At 75.8% G+C, this 15,120-nt stretch carries 16 protein-coding genes; 7 read left to right on the forward strand and 9 right to left on the reverse strand.

Annotated elements, in window-relative coordinates; all coding sequences use genetic code 11:
* Positions 1–13 precede the first annotated feature (13 nt).
* A complete protein-coding gene (locus tag V1J52_RS03360) occupies positions 14–1,840 on the forward strand; it encodes an ABC transporter ATP-binding protein (RefSeq protein ID WP_330138002.1) in 1,827 nt (608 codons plus the stop codon).
* Between the two features lie 10 nt (positions 1,841–1,850).
* On the opposite strand, the gene V1J52_RS03365 is transcribed toward V1J52_RS03360, so the two are convergent.
* Both V1J52_RS03365 and V1J52_RS03370 read right to left on the reverse strand, forming a co-directional pair.
* On the reverse strand, positions 1,851–2,300 hold the full coding sequence (locus V1J52_RS03365; RefSeq protein ID WP_330138003.1) for an NUDIX hydrolase: 450 nt from the start codon (positions 2,298–2,300) through the stop codon (positions 1,851–1,853).
* On the reverse strand, positions 2,297–2,689 hold the full coding sequence (locus V1J52_RS03370) for a VOC family protein (protein WP_330138004.1): 393 nt from the start codon (positions 2,687–2,689) through the stop codon (positions 2,297–2,299). Before V1J52_RS03370 ends, V1J52_RS03365 begins: the two co-directional genes overlap by 4 nt.
* A gap of 57 nt (positions 2,690–2,746) precedes the next feature.
* On the opposite strand from V1J52_RS03370, the gene V1J52_RS03375 reads away from it, so the two are divergent.
* Positions 2,747–3,262: an O-acetyl-ADP-ribose deacetylase gene (locus V1J52_RS03375; protein ID WP_330138005.1), complete on the forward strand. Its 516-nt coding sequence runs from the start codon at positions 2,747–2,749 to the stop codon at positions 3,260–3,262.
* Positions 3,263–3,284: 22 nt separating this feature from the next.
* On the opposite strand, the gene V1J52_RS03380 is transcribed toward V1J52_RS03375, so the two are convergent.
* The 3 genes from V1J52_RS03380 to V1J52_RS03390 all read right to left on the reverse strand — a co-directional run bounded on the left by V1J52_RS03380 (position 3,285) and on the right by V1J52_RS03390 (position 5,713).
* Positions 3,285–3,575, reverse strand: a complete 291-nt coding sequence (locus V1J52_RS03380) for a YiaA/YiaB family inner membrane protein (protein ID WP_330138006.1) — start codon at positions 3,573–3,575, stop codon at positions 3,285–3,287.
* Positions 3,576–3,785: 210 nt separating this feature from the next.
* Positions 3,786–4,577, reverse strand: coding sequence for a maleylpyruvate isomerase family mycothiol-dependent enzyme (locus V1J52_RS03385; RefSeq protein WP_330138007.1), 792 nt, complete (start codon positions 4,575–4,577; stop codon positions 3,786–3,788).
* A 32-nt stretch (positions 4,578–4,609) separates the two neighbouring features.
* A complete protein-coding gene (locus V1J52_RS03390; RefSeq protein ID WP_330138008.1) occupies positions 4,610–5,713 on the reverse strand; it encodes an NAD(P)-binding domain-containing protein in 1,104 nt (367 codons plus the stop codon).
* A 61-nt stretch (positions 5,714–5,774) separates the two neighbouring features.
* Here V1J52_RS03390 and V1J52_RS03395 point away from each other — a divergent pair, with 61 nt between their 5' ends.
* From V1J52_RS03395 to V1J52_RS03405, 3 genes are all read left to right on the forward strand, one after another.
* Positions 5,775–6,197 carry a YjbQ family protein gene (locus V1J52_RS03395; RefSeq protein ID WP_330138009.1) on the forward strand — a complete coding sequence of 141 codons (423 nt, stop codon included), beginning with the start codon at positions 5,775–5,777 and terminating at the stop codon, positions 6,195–6,197.
* 314 nt (positions 6,198–6,511) lie between these two features.
* Positions 6,512–8,011 carry an FUSC family protein gene (locus tag V1J52_RS03400; protein ID WP_330138010.1) on the forward strand — a complete coding sequence of 500 codons (1,500 nt, stop codon included), beginning with the start codon at positions 6,512–6,514 and terminating at the stop codon, positions 8,009–8,011.
* Positions 8,012–8,212: 201 nt separating this feature from the next.
* Positions 8,213–9,262, forward strand: coding sequence for a lactonase family protein (locus V1J52_RS03405; protein WP_330138011.1), 1,050 nt, complete (start codon positions 8,213–8,215; stop codon positions 9,260–9,262).
* 50 nt (positions 9,263–9,312) lie between these two features.
* Here V1J52_RS03405 and V1J52_RS03410 read toward each other — a convergent pair whose 3' ends face one another.
* On the reverse strand, positions 9,313–10,278 hold the full coding sequence (locus tag V1J52_RS03410; protein WP_330138012.1) for a sirohydrochlorin chelatase: 966 nt from the start codon (positions 10,276–10,278) through the stop codon (positions 9,313–9,315).
* 156 nt (positions 10,279–10,434) lie between these two features.
* Positions 10,435–11,430 (reverse strand): N-acetylglucosamine kinase, encoded by a 996-nt coding sequence (locus tag V1J52_RS03415; protein ID WP_330138013.1) that lies wholly within the window; start codon positions 11,428–11,430, stop codon positions 10,435–10,437.
* 211 nt (positions 11,431–11,641) lie between these two features.
* On the opposite strand from V1J52_RS03415, the gene V1J52_RS03420 reads away from it, so the two are divergent.
* Positions 11,642–12,319, forward strand: a complete 678-nt coding sequence (locus tag V1J52_RS03420) for a uracil-DNA glycosylase (protein WP_330138014.1) — start codon at positions 11,642–11,644, stop codon at positions 12,317–12,319.
* 22 nt (positions 12,320–12,341) lie between these two features.
* On the opposite strand, the gene V1J52_RS03425 is transcribed toward V1J52_RS03420, so the two are convergent.
* Both V1J52_RS03425 and V1J52_RS03430 read right to left on the reverse strand, forming a co-directional pair.
* Positions 12,342–13,442, reverse strand: a complete 1,101-nt coding sequence (locus V1J52_RS03425) for a WD40/YVTN/BNR-like repeat-containing protein (RefSeq protein ID WP_330138015.1) — start codon at positions 13,440–13,442, stop codon at positions 12,342–12,344.
* Positions 13,443–13,545: 103 nt separating this feature from the next.
* Positions 13,546–14,628, reverse strand: coding sequence for an NADH:flavin oxidoreductase/NADH oxidase (locus tag V1J52_RS03430; protein WP_330138016.1), 1,083 nt, complete (start codon positions 14,626–14,628; stop codon positions 13,546–13,548).
* Positions 14,629–14,735: 107 nt separating this feature from the next.
* On the opposite strand from V1J52_RS03430, the gene V1J52_RS03435 reads away from it, so the two are divergent.
* Positions 14,736–15,104, forward strand: a complete 369-nt coding sequence (locus tag V1J52_RS03435) for an ArsR/SmtB family transcription factor (protein ID WP_330138017.1) — start codon at positions 14,736–14,738, stop codon at positions 15,102–15,104.
* Positions 15,105–15,120: the final 16 nt, after the last annotated feature.

The raw sequence follows: 15,120 nt of genomic DNA on the forward strand, positions 1-15,120 counted from the left end.
ACCGAAGGAGCCCATGCACCACGACGCGCCCTCGTGGACACCACCGTCCAAGGACCCGCACCACCCCGACCCGCCGGCGCAGATCGGCCGCATCCTGCGGCTCTTCCTCCCCTACCGGGCCAGGCTCGCACTCGTCGGCCTGCTCGTCGCCGCGGCCTCGGTGGTCACGGTCGCCTCACCGTTCCTGCTGCGCGAGATCCTCGACGTGGCCCTTCCCGAACGGCGGACGGGCCTGCTCACCCTGCTCGCCCTCGGCATGATCGCCATCGCCGTGCTCACCAGCGTCTTCGGCGTGCTGCAGACCCTGATCTCCACCACGGTGGGGCAGCGGGTCATGCACGACCTGCGCACCGGCGTCTACACGAAGCTCCAGCAGATGCCGCTGGCCTTCTTCACCAGCACCCGCACCGGCGAGGTCCAGTCGCGGATCGCCAACGACATCGGCGGCATGCAGGCCACGGTCACCTCCACCGCCACGTCACTGGTCTCCAACCTCACCTCGGTGGTGGCGACGCTGGCCGCGATGCTCGTCCTCGACTGGCGCCTGACGCTCGTCTCGCTCGCGCTGCTCCCGCTGTTCGTGTGGATCAGCCGCCGCGTCGGACGGGAGCGCAAACGGATCACCACCGAGCGGCAGCGGCAGATGGCCGCCATGGCGGCGATGGTCACCGAGTCCCTGTCCGTCAGCGGCATCCTGCTGGGCCGCACCATGGGCCGGGGCGGCTCCCTCACGTCCGACTTCACCGACGAGTCCCACAAGCTCGCAGGGCTGGAGATCCGCTCCAGCATGGCCGGCCGCTGGCGCATGGCCACGATCGGCACCATCATGGCCGCCATCCCCGCCCTGCTGTACTGGTCGGCCGGGCTCCTGCTCCACGTGGGCGGCCCCGCGCTGTCCATCGGCACCCTCGTCGCGTTCGTCACCCTCCAGCAGGGCCTGCTGCGCCCGGCCGTGTCGCTGCTGAACACGGGTGTCGACGTCCAGGCTTCGCTGGCCCTCTTCCAGCGCATCTTCGAGTACCTCGACCTGCGCGTCGGCCTCACCGAACGGCCGCGGCCGGTGCGGCTGTCCGCCCCCCGCGGGGACGTCCGCTTCGAGGGCGTCTCGTTCTCCTACGCCGGAGCGGCCGCTCCCACGCTGGAGGGCATCGACCTGAGCGTGCCCGCGGGCAGCAGCCTCGCGCTCGTCGGCGCCACCGGCTCGGGCAAGACGACGCTGGGCTACCTCGTGCCGCGGCTGTACGACGTCACCGGCGGCCGGGTCACCCTCGACGGCACGGACGTGCGCGACCTGGACTTCGCGTCGCTGGCACGTGCGGTCGGCGTCGTCAGCCAGGAGACGTACCTCTTCCACGCCACCGTCGCCGACAACCTCCGCTTCGCCAAGCCCGGGGCGACCGACGAGGAGCTGCGCGCCGCCGCCGAGGCCGCCCAGATCCACGAGCACATCGCGGGGCTGCCGGACGGCTACGACACCCTGGTGGGGGAGCGCGGCTACCGCTTCTCCGGCGGCGAGAAGCAGCGGCTGGCCATCGCGCGCACCATTCTGCGCGACCCGCCCGTCCTGCTGCTGGACGAGGCCACCTCCGCGCTGGACGCCCGCACCGAGCAGGCCGTCCAGCAGGCCATCGACAAGCTGGCCACGGGCCGCACCACGCTCACCATCGCGCACCGGCTCTCGACCATCCGCACGGCCGACCAGATCGTCGTCCTGGACGGCGGCCGGATCGCCGAGCGGGGTACCCACGGCGAGCTGATGGCCAGGGACGGGCGCTACGCCGCGCTCGTCCGCCGGGACCGCCGCGCCGAGGCGGCCGGCCTGGACGCCGGGGACGGCTGAGCGCGCCGGATCACAGCAGCAGCCCGGCAGCCCGCAGGTCGTCGAAGAGGAGGCGGTCCACCGGTGCGGTGCGGTCCCGGTCGGCGTACGAGAGCCAGACGACTTCCGCGATCTCCCCGGAGGCGACGGGTGTCCCGCGGAAACCGGCGGTGTAGCAGGCCATCGTCACGGTGACGCCGACGCCGTGCCCGTCGGCCGCCGCCCGGTAGGTGCCGAAGTGCCGGGCGCTGTCCGCGTCCAGGGTGACCGTCAGTTCCTCGGCCGCCTCCCGGACGAGCGTGTCGAGGTCGCTCTCGCCGGGGTTCCGCTTGCCGCCCGGTACGTAGAACAGCCGCTTGCCCGCGGAACGTGTCGCCAGCACACGCCCGTCGTGCAGGTGCAGCCACGCCACGGTGTCGATGACCGTCCCCCCGGGCGCCTGTGCCGTCTCCGCCGCGTTCCGCCGGCCGCTCCCGCTCACCGGCGGGTCAGCGGGACCGACGGTGCGGCGTGCGGATCGGGCGTGAAGACGCAGAACTCGTTGCCCTCCGGGTCCGCCAGGACGTCCCAGTCCCGCTGCCCCTCCCGGCGCCGTACCAGCGTGGCGCCGAGGGCGAGCAGCTCCTCCGGCTCGCCCCACACGTCCAGGTGCATGCGGTTCTTGACCGTCTTGGGTTCCGCGACGGGGTTCAGCCAGATCAGCGGGCCCCTGTCGTGGGGGTCGTGGATGGCGACCGGCCACTCGGGCGGCGAGGGCTCCTGTCCGGGGTGCGGCAGCCGCCGGGTGTATCCGAGCGCCGTGCACCACCAGTCGGCCAGCGACTGGTGGTCGACGGCGTCGAGCGCCAGGTCCTTGAAACGTGCGGCCATGACGGGATGCTACTGCTCCGTCCCGCCTCCAGCGCGTCCGGCTGGCAGGATGGCCGCATGACGGTAACGCTCGTACGCGGTGACCTCACCGGCCAGCACGTCGACGCCGTGGTCAACGCGGCGAACTCCTCGCTGCTCGGCGGCGGTGGTGTGGACGGCGCGATCCACCGCGCGGGCGGCCCGGACATCCTCGCCGCCTGCCGCGCCCTGCGCGCCGGGCGCTACGGCAAGGGCCTGCCCACCGGTCAGGCGGTGGCCACGACCGCGGGCCGCCTCCCGGCGCGCTGGGTGATCCACACCGTCGGCCCCGTCTGGTCGGCGTCCGACGACCGCTCCGGCCTCCTCGCCTCCTGCTACCGCGCCTCGCTGGAGGTCGCCGCGGAGCTCGGCGCGCGCACGGTCGCCTTCCCGGCGATCTCCACCGGCGTGTACCGCTGGCCGCTGGAGGACGGCGCCCGGATCGCGGTGGACACCGTCCGTGCCCAGGACGCCGGGCGTTTCGACGAGGTGCGTTTCGTGCTGTTCGACGCCACCGCCCACGCCGCCTTCGAGGCGGCCGTGACCGGACGCTGAGCGCGCGGGCGGGCCCGTCCGGTCAGAGGTTCTTCACCTCGAACGGGTCGTGCTCGGTGATCAGCTTCTCCATGCGCGCCTGGTCCACGCGCGTGGTGACCGCCTGTATCTCCTGCCGGTCGCGCACGCACTTGGCCAGCGTGAACGTGGAGGAGACGAGGAAGAGCAGGCCGAGCGCGAGGAACCCGCGCTCCCACGGCCCGATCGGCATGTATGCCACGCCGATGGTCACCGCGGCCAGGGAGAGGCCGAAGGCGAGGATGGACTGGACGTAGAACGCGGCCGTGGTGGCGCGGTGCACCGGTGTCGTCATGCCCCACAGCATCCCCGGCGGCGGCGAGGAGGACATGAGTACGTGTACTCAAGCTCCCCACCGCCGGCCGCCAGAGGTCTCAGCACAGCACCGCGCCGGTGGGGTGGTCACCGCCGGGACCGTAGGGAGACGCCCCCGCCCGCGGCGGGCCTGCCGCTTCATCCTCCCGAGCGCGCAGGTCGTGTCAGTGACTTCCGCACGAACAGGGCGTCATTCGAAGCTGGTCCTCGCCAGCCAGTAATCCAGCAGCTCCGCGTCGCCCACCACCTCGACGCGGCCGCTGGTGGGCGGCAGCCGCCGGCAGAGGGCGAGGGCGACGTCGGTGAGCGGGCCGCGCAGCGCCACGGACGCCGCCGCGTGGCCGCGCCGCCAGCCGATTCCGTCGGCGCCCAGCTCGATGAGCCACTCGGCGCCGAGGTCGTCCGGCGCGTCCGTCGCGTGCAGGCGCAGAGTGCAGCCCGCACGCTCACGCAGCTCCCGCAGGCGCGGGTCGTGCGCCTGGAGTTCCGGGCTGCTGACGATGTCCAGCCATTCGTCGATCGTGTCGACGGCCACGTCCGGGGCGAGCGTGAAGGGGATGCCCGCGGCGCCGCACGCGTCCGCCCGGTGCACGGCCGTCTCGTGCGTCATGCGCCGGGCCCAGAAGTCCGTGTGCCGGTCACCCGACCACGTCCACACCGGCGTTCCGGGCCCGGCGGCACGCAGCGCGTCCGCGGCCGACGACGCGGTCTCGCCCAGCCAAGCGGTGAGCGCGGCGGCGTCGGAGGTGCCCGGCCCCGCGATGTCCGGCACGTCCGCCTCCGCCACCTCGGCGGTCGCGCGGGTGCGCACGATGTGTGTCATCCACCGGTGGGCCTGGCCGACGTGCGTGGCCAGCTCGCCGAGCGTCCAGTCCGGACAGGTCGGCACCCTGCCGGAGAGGTCGCCGGTGGTGAGGACGGCGCACAGGGCTCGCGTCTGGGAGAGGAGTTCGTCGCAGTAACGTCCGTACGTCATGGTCATGGCACGACATTAGGGCGGCCCGGGCCGGGTGCTCATCCCGGTACCGCGATACCGGCCGCGGCCCGCCGGCCGTCCCGCGGCCGCGGCCGCCCCAGCAGGGCGGACAGCTCCGCCACGGCGGCCCGGCCCGCCCGGCCCGCGCCGATCGTGCTGGCCGACGGCCCGTAGCCGACCAGGTGGACCCGCGGGTCGCGCACCGCCCGCGTGCCCGCCAGCCGGATGCCGCCGCCCGCCTCGCGCAGCCGCAGCGGCGCGAGGTGGTCCAGGGCCGCGCGGAAGCCCGTCGCCCACACGATCACATCCGCCCGCACGCGGCGGCCGTCGTCCCAGGCCACCCCCTCGGGCGTCACCCGGTCGAACAGCGGGAGCCGCTCCAGCACGCCCGCGGCGCCCGCCCGGGCCATCGCCTCCGTCAGCGGCAGCCCGGTGACCGACACCACCGAGCGGGGCGGCAGCCCGTCGCGCACCCGCTGTTCGACCGCGGCGACGGCCGCCCGGCCCGCCTCCTCGTCGAACGGCCCCGCGCGGAAGAGGGGCGGGCGCCGGGTGACCCACGTGGTCCCGTCGGCCACCTCGGCGATCTCCAGCAGGTGCTGCACGGCCGAGGTACCGCCGCCCACCACCACGACACGCCGGCCGGCGAACGGGGCGGGGCCCGGATACCAGCGGGTGTGCACCTGCTGGCCGCGAAAGCCCTCCTGCCCGGGTACCCGCGGCCAGAACGGGCGCTCCCAGGTCCCGGTGGCGTTGATCAGCGCCCGGGTGCGCCAGGTGCCCGCCGACGTCTCCACCAGCAGCCGCCCGTCACCGGCGTCACGGACGGCGCGGACGCTGACGGGGCGCCGCACGGGCAGCGCGAACGCCTCCTCGTAGCGGGCGAAGTACCCGCCGATCACCTCGGACGAGGGCCGGGCGGGGTCCGCGTCGCCCAGTTCCAGGCCGGGCAGCGCGTGCATGCCGTGCACCCTCCCGTAGGTGAGGGTCGGCCAGCGGTGCTGCCAGGCACCGCCCGCGGCGGGCGCGTGGTCGAGCACCACGAACTCCTCGTGCGGCACGTACCCCCGCCGCCGCAGGTGGTAGGCGCCGGCCAGACCGGCCTGCCCGCCCCCCGCGACGAGGACCTCGACGTTCTCCATGCCTGGGGCAACCACGGGACGGCGGCCGTGCTTCCCGCCTCCCGTTGGGGAGGATGGGGGCATGAGTGAACGCTTCAGCACCCGCCTCATCGACGTCACCACCGGCTCCGCCGAAACGGTCACCGACCTCACCCGGGAGTGCGAGCGCTACCTGGGCGAGGTGGCGGAGGGCCGGGACGGGCTGCTCAACGTCTTCGTCCCGCACGCCACCGCGGGCGTGGCGGTCCTGGAGACCGGGGCCGGGAGCGACGACGACCTGCTGGCCGCCCTCGGCGACCTGCTGCCCGCCGACGACCGCTGGCGCCACCGCCACGGAAGCCCCGGCCACGGCCGCGACCACGTCCTGCCCGCCTTCGTCCCGCCGCACGCGACGCTGCCGGTCGTGGGCGGCACGCTGTCCCTGGGCACCTGGCAGTCGGTGTGCCTGGTCGACACCAACAAGGACAACCCCGAGCGCCGGGTCCGGCTGTCGTTCCTGGGCTGAGCCGTGCGCACGGCGCCACGCGTCACAGCCGTCGCGCCTGTGTGATCTTCACCCGCGCACTCTGGGCCTCAAGCGCCCCCGGCACACGCCCTGCCGGCCGCCGCCCGGAGCCGCCTCCGGGCGGCGGCCGGCGCCGCTGCCGCTGCGTTACGATGGGGATCATCCGTGTACTTCCAGGCGCCGCAGCGCCGGACGGCGACGAGGCCGCATCCGGACCGCGGTGCCTTCGTCGTGTCCGTGCGCGGCCCACCACCCCGGGCCGGCGGCGGGGCGGCGTGCATCACTACAGGGGGCGGCACACCGCCATGAAGAGGATGTTGACAGCCCCGGACCCGGGACGCCTCAGGCTGCGCAACGCGTCGCGTGCCGTCGTCGGTGTGGCGCTGGCGGTCGCACTGTCCGGGGTGTCCGGTCTGACGATGACGGGCGCGATCGTCGGCGGTCTGGCCGCGCTTCTCGCTCTCTTCACCGTCACCGACGCGACGGTGGGGGCCCAGCGGGTCACCACGGCGCTGCTCCCCGCGGCGGGTGTGCCCGCGCTCGCCCTGGCCTCCGCCCTCCACGGCCTCCCGCTGGCGCGGGACGCGGTGTTCGTCGGCGTCGTGTTCTGCGGCGTCTACGCGCGGCGCTGGGGCGCCCGGGGGCACGCCCTGGGGATCTTCGCGTTCATGCACTTCTTCGTCGCGCAGTTCCTGGGCGCGGTGCCCGCGCAGCTCGCCGAGCTGTACGCCGCGATGGCCCTCGGCCTCCTCGCCTCGGGCACGGTGCGCTTCGTCCTGTGGCGCGTCGAACGCCGCACGCCGCCCGCTCCGGCTCCGCCCGCCCTGCCCGGCACGGGGCTGGCGCGGCCCACGACCCGGCAGGCGGTCCAGGCCACGGTCGCCTGCGCCCTCGCGCTGCTGGCGGGCCAGGTCATCTCCGAGGACCGCTGGTACTGGGCCGTCGGTGCCGCCTGGTGGATCTTCGTCAACACGGTCTCCCGCGGTGAGACGCTGGTCCGCGGTTTCCGCCGGGTGCTGGGCACCGTGACCGGCATCGTCGTCGGCCTGCTCGTGGCCGTCCCGCTGCGCGGTGAGCCCGCCCCGACGGCCGTCCTCGTCGCCGTCTGCGTCTTCGGCATCTTCTACACCGCCGCGGTCTCCTACTCCTGGATGACGCTGGCGGTGACGGTGCTCGTCAGCTCGCTCTACGGGCTGCTGGGGGTGCTGGAGCCCGGTCTGCTGGCCCTGCGCCTGGCGGAGACCGGCGTCGGCGCGGTGTGCGCCGCGCTGGCCGTGGTGCTCGTCCTCCCCGTCACGACGCACGCCACGAACGACGCCTGGATCCGGCGCGCGCTGCACTGCGTGCACGCGGCCACCCGGGAGGCGGCCGCCCGCCTGGCCGGAGACCCCGGCAAGGACCCCGCCCCGTACGCCGCCGAGCTGGAGCTGCTGCTCGGCCGGGTGCGGACGGCACTCGCCCCGCTCGTGCACCCCCTGAACCCGTTCCGCGCCCGCAAGGCGCGGGCCCGTCAGGTCATCGCGCTGCTGGACGACTGTGCCCGCGAGGTGCGCGGTCTCGTCTCGGTGGCGGCCGACCCGGTCGCCTCGCACGATCCCCGCCTGGTCGCCGCCTGCTGGCGGGTGGAGGCCGCCATGGAGGCCGTCACCGCCAGCGGCGTCGGCAGCGGCCGGGAGACGGCCGGGACGCACACCGCTGACGAGCGCGGGGCGGCCGCGGCGGCGCTGGTACACCTGTACGGCCTGGAGCGGGCCCTGTCGGCGCTGGCGACACCGCTGCGGACCGCGCCGCGCTCTCCCTCCGCCGGTTCCTGACCCGGCCGCTGCCGGGGCACGGCGCGCCCCTCAGAGCGCCGCAGCCCGGGCATCCCCACCGGCTCCGGCCCGCCCTGCCCGGCGGGCCGGCTCGGGTGTCCGTGCTGGGCGCGCTCCCACCTGCCCGCGACATGGTCCAGACCAACTGCTACGGTGCCCGGCACAATGGTGGTCTCACCCGGTCGAGAAAGGGGCGGCGCAGTGGCCGGTACGGGCAGCGGGCAGCGGGCATACATCGGGTCGTTCACCTCGGCGGGAGGTAAGGGCGTCACCACGGCCGCCGTCGACCCCGGCAGCGGGGCACTGAGCGTGCTCGGTCACACGGACGCGGTCGCCGACCCGTCCTACCTCGCCGTCGCCCCCGGCGCGGGGGTCCTCTACGCGGTCAGCGAGACGGCCGACGGCAGGGCGGCGGCCTTCTCGCTCGCCGATCCGGCCCGGCCCGTGCTGCTGGAGGACCCCGTGCCGGTGGGAGGCGACTCGCCCACCCACCTCACCGTCGCCGCGGGGCAGCTGTTCACCGCCAACTACGGCTCCGGCAGCGTCAGCGCCCTCCCGGTGCGCCCCGACGGGACCCTGCACGCCGCCCGGCGCACCCTCCAGCAGCACCAGGGCGCGGGCCCGGACGGCAGCCGCCAGGAGGGGCCGCACGCGCACGCAGTGGTGGCCGACGCGGGCTGGCGCTGGCTGCTCGCCGTCGACCTCGGCACCGATTCGGTGTGGACGTACCGGCTGGACCACGCGGGGGCGGCACCGGGCCCGCACCGCGAGGCGTCGCTGCGGCCCGGCAGCGGGCCCAGGCACCTGGCCTTCCACCCCGGGGGCGACCGGGCCTACGTCGTGGGCGAACTGGACTCGACCCTCACGGCCTGCCGCTGGGACTCCGAGACCGGCACGCTGGAGCCGGTGGGGGAGACCTCCACCCGCCCCGCGCGGGCGCGGGGGGACAACTACCCGTCGGCCCTGGTCCTGTCGGCGGACGGCCGGTTCGCCTGGGTGGCGAACCGGGGCGACGACACGATCGCCGTGCTCGCGCTCGGCGACGGCGCGGACACCGAACTGCTGACCACCGTCGACTGCGGCGGCCACTGGCCGCGCGACCTCGCGGTGGACCCGGCCGGGCGGCGCCTGTACGCGGCCAACGAACGCTCCGGTGACGTCACCTGGTTCACCGTGGACCCGGCCACGGGGACGCCGCACCGGGGCGGCACCGTGCCGGTCCCGGCGCCGACCTGCGTGGTCTTCGCCTGACGGACGGTGGCGGGGCGGCCGCCGTGCGCCCGCCCCGCCACCACCGCGTGTCAGCGGACCGGCGCGCCCTGCGGCGCCTGCGCGGCCCCGATGCCCGCCTTGGCCCCGTACGCGGCGGCCACCAGCTTGCCGACCGCCGGATAGGCGCCCAGCGGCTCGGCCGCGTGGCAGCCCGCCTCCCGCGCGGCTGCGGCGAGCAGGCCCTCCGGGACCTCCGGGCCGATCAGGCACGGGGCCAGCGCGAGCTGCTGCGAGCCGGCGGCGGTCAGTTCCTCGGCGGCGCGTGCGACGGCGCCCTCCTCGTCCAGCGCGGCGGCCAGGACGGGGACCGCGAGCCGGGCGGCGAGCAGCATGCCCGTGATGCCCGCGACCTGCACCGCCTCCTCGCCGCCCGCTGTGGCCAGCACGATCCCGTCGGCCGCCGTGGCCACGGTGAACAGCCGCGCCCGGTCGGCGCGGGCCAGCCCCGCCTCGGACAGCCGCACGTGCACGGCCTCGGCGAGCAGCGGGTGCGGCCCCAGCACGTCCGTCAGCTCGGCGGGCGCGCCGCTGCCCAGGACCGCCTGGCGTATCCGGCGCAGCACGGCGGCGTCCGGACCGGCCAGCAGGGGCACGACGACGGCGCCGCGCTCGTCGCCGGGGGCACCGCCCGCAGGCTCCCCCCCGCCGTCCGCGTCCCCGTCACCGGAGGCGGTCAGCGCCGAGAACGCGGCGGCGCGGGCCGCGCGGTCGGCCGCGACCTGCGCGAGCACCGCCTCCAGGGCGGGGAACTCCTCCCCGCCGCCGTCCAGGTACCCGATGCGCGCGTCCATGCCCGGCAGCTCCGAGCGCGCGATGCTGAGTATCTCCTCGGCCAGCCCGCGGACCGTGCCCGACGGCTCGCCCGGGACGGCCAGCACCAGCGCGGGCGCGCCCTCCGGGGCGGTGACGGGCTCCGGCCGGCGGTGCCGTCCGGGCTTGCGGGGGCGCGGCATACGTACGGGCAGGCCGCCTTCGGGACCAGTGGAGGAGCTCATGGCGCCGCATGCTAATGCCTTGACGCACCCCACAGTGGGGTCGGGGCACGGGAGTCCGCTTCTGTCCCGTTTCCTCCCGCGCGTGCCGTACCGCACGCACCGTCGGTTTTGTGGGAACAAGCTATTGAGCTGCGTCTTTCCGTGTGCTGTGGCGGTTCAGCCCAGACGCAGCAGCGCCGCGTCCGGCGGCAGCGCGAGCGTGCCGGCGGCGTGTTGCCGGGCGATGAGCAGGGCGCCGCCCAGCGGGTCGGCGGCGGGCTCGGCCAGGCGCACGTGCGGCAGCCGCGCGTCCAGTTCCGCGCGCAGCGGTACGAGCAGGGGGGCACCGAGCCGCAGCAGTCCGCCGGTGAACGCCAGGGCGGCGTCCCCGCCCGGGCAGACGGCGGCGGCGGAGCCGGCGAGGTGCCCGGCCGCCCGGCGCAGGACGTCCTCCGCGACGGCGTCCGTCCGGGCGCAGGCGGCGACGTCGGGGGCGAAGGAGGCGAGGACGGCCGCCCGGTCGTCGCGCGGGTACAGCGCCGCGGGCAGCCCGGCCAGCGGCCCGAAGGCGGCCTCGGCGCGGGCGCGGAGCGCCGCCGAGCCGTGCGGCCGGGCGTCGTGGGACCGCAGCGCCGCCTCCAGACCGGCCCGCCCGATCCACGCGCCGCCACCGCAGTCGCCCAGCAGGTGGCCCCAGCCGTCCGCCCGGCGCCACGTCCGCAGGTCCGTGCCGAGGGCGATCACCCCGGTCCCGGCCGCGACCACCGCGCCGGGGCGCTCGCCGAGCGCTCCCGCGTAGGCCGTGACGGCGTCGGCGGCCAGCGCCCAGCGCGTCACGCCGAACGCCCCGGCCAGGGCGCCGGGCAGCGCGGCCCGCAGCCGCTCCCCGAGGGTGGCCATCCCGGCCGCGCCGACGCACACCGCCCGGAGGGGCGGCGGGTCCGCGCCGGGGACGGCTCCGGCCTCCGCCAGCAGGGCGCGGACGGCGGGCAGGAGCCGCCGCAGCAGGTCCTCGGCGTCGATGCCGCCGGGGCCGGTGCGCACCGGGCCGCCGGTGACGACGCGGCCCGCCGGCCGGGGCGCCGGCGAGGCCCGCTCCGGTCCGGCGCAGGGGGCGAGGGCGCAGCGCAGTCCGGAGCCGCCCGAATCCACGCCGAGGACCCAGCCGGTCATGACGGACACGGGCGGCCCGGCCGTGCGGCGGCCCGGCGCCGGGCGGGCGCGGGGCGGCGCGGGCCCACGCTGGCCGGCGGACGTCTGCGCGACTCCATGGACCGCTCCGGGAGGCGAGGAGGAGGTGGACGGCGAAAGCCTAGGGCAGGACCGGCTGTTCGTACCGGAGGCGGAGCGGACCGGTGGACCCGGGCCGGTAGGGTGACGTGGTGTGGCAGCACGACCGTTGAATGAGCTGGTGGAGCCCGGGTGGGCTGACGCGCTGCGGCCCGTGGCCGGGCGTATCGCGGAGATGGGTGATTTCCTGCGGGCGGAGGTGGCGGCGGGGCGGACGTATCTCCCCGCGGGGCCGGACGTCCTGCGCGCCTTCCAGCAGCCTTTCGACGAGGTGCGCGTGCTGATCGTGGGTCAGGACCCGTACCCGACCCCGGGCATGGCCATCGGGCTCAGCTTCGCGGTCGCACCCGAGGTGCGGCGCCTGCCCGGCAGCCTGGAGAACATCTTCCGCGAACTGCACTCCGATCTGGGGCTGCCCCGGCCGTCGAACGGCGACCTCACGCCGTGGACCCGCCAGGGCGTGCTGCTGCTCAACCGGGCGCTGACCACGGCGCCGCGCACACCCGGCGCGCACCGGGGCAAGGGCTGGGAGGAGGTGACGGAACAGGCGATCCGCGCCCTGGTCGCACGGGGCAAGCCGCTGGTGTCCGTGCTGTGGGGGCGCGACGCCCGCAACCTCAGGCCCTTCCTGGAGCAGTTCCCGGCCGTCGAGTCGGCTCACCCGTCACCGATGTCGGCGGACCGCGGCTTCTTCGGCTCCCGGCCCTTCAGCCGCGCCAACGACCTCCTCGTCCGCCAGGGGGCGCAGCCGGTCGACTGGCGTCTGCCGTAGGACCGGACGCCCCGGGCCGGCGTCAGAGCACCGCGGCCCGCACGCACAGGACGTCCGGCAGGTGGGCGGCCACCTGCCGCCAGGAGTCGCCGTCGTCGGCGCTGGCGTACAGCTCGCCGTTGCGGTTGCCGAAGTAGATGCCCGCGGGGTCGCCGCCGTCCGTGCACAGGGCGTCCCGCAGGACCGGGCCGTGGTGGTCGGCTTCCGGGAGACCGGCGTCCAGCGCCGTCCAGGAGGCGCCCGCGTCCTCGGTGCGGTACACCCGGCAGCGGCGCCCGGCCGGGACCCGGTCGTAGTCGGCGTTCAGCGGGAAGAGGTAGGCGGTGTCCGCCCGGTGGGGGTGGGCCAGCACGGGGAAGCCGAAGGTGGACGGCAGCCCGGACTCGATGGCCGCCCACTGCCGCCCGCCGTCGTCGCTGCGGAAGACACCCCAGTGGTTCTGGAGGTACAGCCGGTCCGGATCGGCCGCATCCCGGGCGACCTTGTGCACGCACTGGCCGAACTCCGGTTCGGCGTCGGGCAGGAAGACCGCGCTGACGCCCCGGTTGGCCGGCGCCCAGCTCGCGCCGCCGTCCTCCGTGCGGTAGACGCCGCCGGTGGACACCGCGACGGTGACCTGCCGCTCGTCGCGGGGGTCGACGAGGACCGTGTGCAGCCCGAGCCCGCCGCCACCGGGCACCCACTGCTCCCGGTGCGGGTGCTCCCACAGGGAGCGGACCAGCTCGAAGGAGGCGCCGCCGTCCGCCGACCGGTACAGGGCCCCCGGCTCGGTGCCCGCGTAGACGACGTCCGGCTCCCCGGCACCGCCCGGGGCGAGCTGCCACAGCCGTTCCAGCGACGTCCCGGTGTCGTCGGGGAACCGGACGGCCGGCTGCCCGGGCTCCTGCCAGGAGGCGCCCAGGTCGTCGGAGCGGAAGACGGACGGGCCCCAGTGGGCGCTGTCCCCGCCGACCAGCAGCCGGGTGCCTCCGGAGCGCTGGTCCACGGCCAGCGCGTAGACGGCCTGGTCGGTGAAGTGCGCTCCGGCCGTCTCCCAGGCGCCGGGCCGCCCGGCCCCGGGACGCCGCCGCCGGAACAGGAACAGCCCCTTGCGCGTACCGACCGCGAGCAGTACCTCACCCATACCAGGACACCTCCGGGACGCCGTCCTCCGGCGCCACCGCCGGACTGGCGCCCAGTGTGCCCCCGGCCACTGACAACGGCGTCCCGGAGGCGGAAGGCGCAGGTCAGAAAGCGCGTTCGTAGGGATGGGGCACGGCGGGGGCCGGTGCGCCGAGTTCCTTGGCCGCGCGCCGGGCCCAGGAGGGCTCGCGCAGCAGCTCACGGCCGAGCAGGACGGCGTCGGCCTCACCGCCCGCGAGGATCTTCTCCGCCTGCCCCGGCTCGGTGATCATGCCGACCGCGGCGACCGGAAGCCCCGTCTCCGCCCTGACCCGCGCGGCGAAGGGCACCTGGTAGCCGGGGCCCGTGGGGATCGGCACCCGGGGCGCGTTGCCGCCGCTGGAGACGTCGAGCAGGTCCACGCCGCGCTCCCGCAGCAGGACGGCGAGCCGGACGGTGTCCTCGACGGTCCAGCCGCCGTCCTCCAGCCAGTCGGTCGCCGAGACGCGGAAGAACAGCGGCAGTTCCTCGGGCCACACCGCGCGTACGGCGCCGACCACCTCCAGGGCGAAGCGCGCCCGGTTGCCGAAGGACCCGCCGTAGCCGTCGGTGCGGTGGTTGCTGTGCGGGGAGAGGAACTCACCCAGGAGGTACCCGTGGGCGCCGTGCACCTCCAGCACCTGGAACCCCGCCGCGAGGGCCCGCCGTGCGCTCTCGGCGAACTGCGCGGTGATCTCCCCGATGCGCTCCCGGCTCAGCTCGTCCGGCACGGGGCCGCCCTCGTCGAACGGGAGCGGGCTGGGCGCCACCGGCTGCCAGCCGCCCTCCGCCGCGGTCAGCGGCCCGCCGCCGTGCCAGGGCCGGCCGGTCGAGGCCTTCCGGCCGGCGTGTGCGATCTGGATGCCGGGGACCGTGCCCTGGTCCTTGAGGAAGGCGGTGATCCGCCGCAGCCCGGCGACCTGCCGGTCGTTCCACAGCCCGAGGTCGGCGGGCGTGATGCGGCCCTCGGGGCTCACGGCGGTGGCCTCCACGAGGGCCAGCCCGGTACCGCCGACGGCCCGCGCCGCGTAGTGGGCGACGTGCCAGTCGTTCGCCACGCCGGTGTCCGGGCCTGCCGTGTCGGCCGAGTACTGGCACATGGGGGACATCCACACCCGGTTCGGCAGGGTCACGGACCGGAGTGTGTACGGCTCGAACAGGGCGCTCACGTCGGGCTCCTCACGCTGGGCGGTCTCTGCGCTGGACGCGCTTAAGTACGATATCCCTCGTAGTACGTCAGATGTCAAACTACGAAGGATCTCGTACGATGGTGGGCGTGACGACTGCGCCTCCGACCCCGCCCGCATCCCCGCCCACGGGCCGCACGCTGGACCACCCGGCGCGCGCCGAGATCCGGCTGCACAGCGTGCTGCACGCGCTGGCCGACCCCATGCGGCTGTCCGTCGTGCGCCGCCTCGCGGGCGGCGCCGCCGAGCAGAGCTGCTCGTCCCTGGAACTTCCGGTGAGCAAATCCACCTCCACCCACCACTTCCGGGTGCTGCGGGAGAGCGGCGTCCTGCGGCAGACCTACCGCGGCACCGCCAAGATGAACGCCCTGCGCAGGGCGGACCTGGACGCGCTGTTCCCCGGGCTGCTCGACAGCGTCCTCGCGGCGGCCGGTCAGGAGGCGGAGCGCGGCCACTGAGCCACGGAGCGTCCGC

The sequence above is a fragment of the Streptomyces solitudinis genome, assembly GCF_036323765.1.
Taxonomy (GTDB): Bacteria; Actinomycetota; Actinomycetes; order Streptomycetales; family Streptomycetaceae; genus Streptomyces.

Bases quoted from the DNA above. Each gene is read 5' to 3' on its own strand.
- V1J52_RS03360 (WP_330138002.1), top strand. From the start codon at position 14: ATGCACCACGACGCGCCCTCGTGGACACCACCGTCCAAGGACCCGCAC.
- V1J52_RS03370 (WP_330138004.1), bottom strand. From the start codon at position 2,689: ATGGCCGCACGTTTCAAGGACCTGGCGCTCGACGCCGTCGACCACCAG.
- V1J52_RS03375 (WP_330138005.1), top strand. From the start codon at position 2,747: ATGACGGTAACGCTCGTACGCGGTGACCTCACCGGCCAGCACGTCGAC.
- V1J52_RS03380 (WP_330138006.1), bottom strand. From the start codon at position 3,575: ATGACGACACCGGTGCACCGCGCCACCACGGCCGCGTTCTACGTCCAG.
- V1J52_RS03385 (WP_330138007.1), bottom strand. From the start codon at position 4,577: ATGACCATGACGTACGGACGTTACTGCGACGAACTCCTCTCCCAGACG.
- V1J52_RS03390 (WP_330138008.1), bottom strand. From the start codon at position 5,713: ATGGAGAACGTCGAGGTCCTCGTCGCGGGGGGCGGGCAGGCCGGTCTG.
- V1J52_RS03395 (WP_330138009.1), top strand. From the start codon at position 5,775: ATGAGTGAACGCTTCAGCACCCGCCTCATCGACGTCACCACCGGCTCC.
- V1J52_RS03400 (WP_330138010.1), top strand. From the start codon at position 6,512: ATGTTGACAGCCCCGGACCCGGGACGCCTCAGGCTGCGCAACGCGTCG.
- V1J52_RS03410 (WP_330138012.1), bottom strand. From the start codon at position 10,278: ATGAGCTCCTCCACTGGTCCCGAAGGCGGCCTGCCCGTACGTATGCCG.
- V1J52_RS03415 (WP_330138013.1), bottom strand. From the start codon at position 11,430: ATGACCGGCTGGGTCCTCGGCGTGGATTCGGGCGGCTCCGGACTGCGC.
- V1J52_RS03425 (WP_330138015.1), bottom strand. From the start codon at position 13,442: ATGGGTGAGGTACTGCTCGCGGTCGGTACGCGCAAGGGGCTGTTCCTG.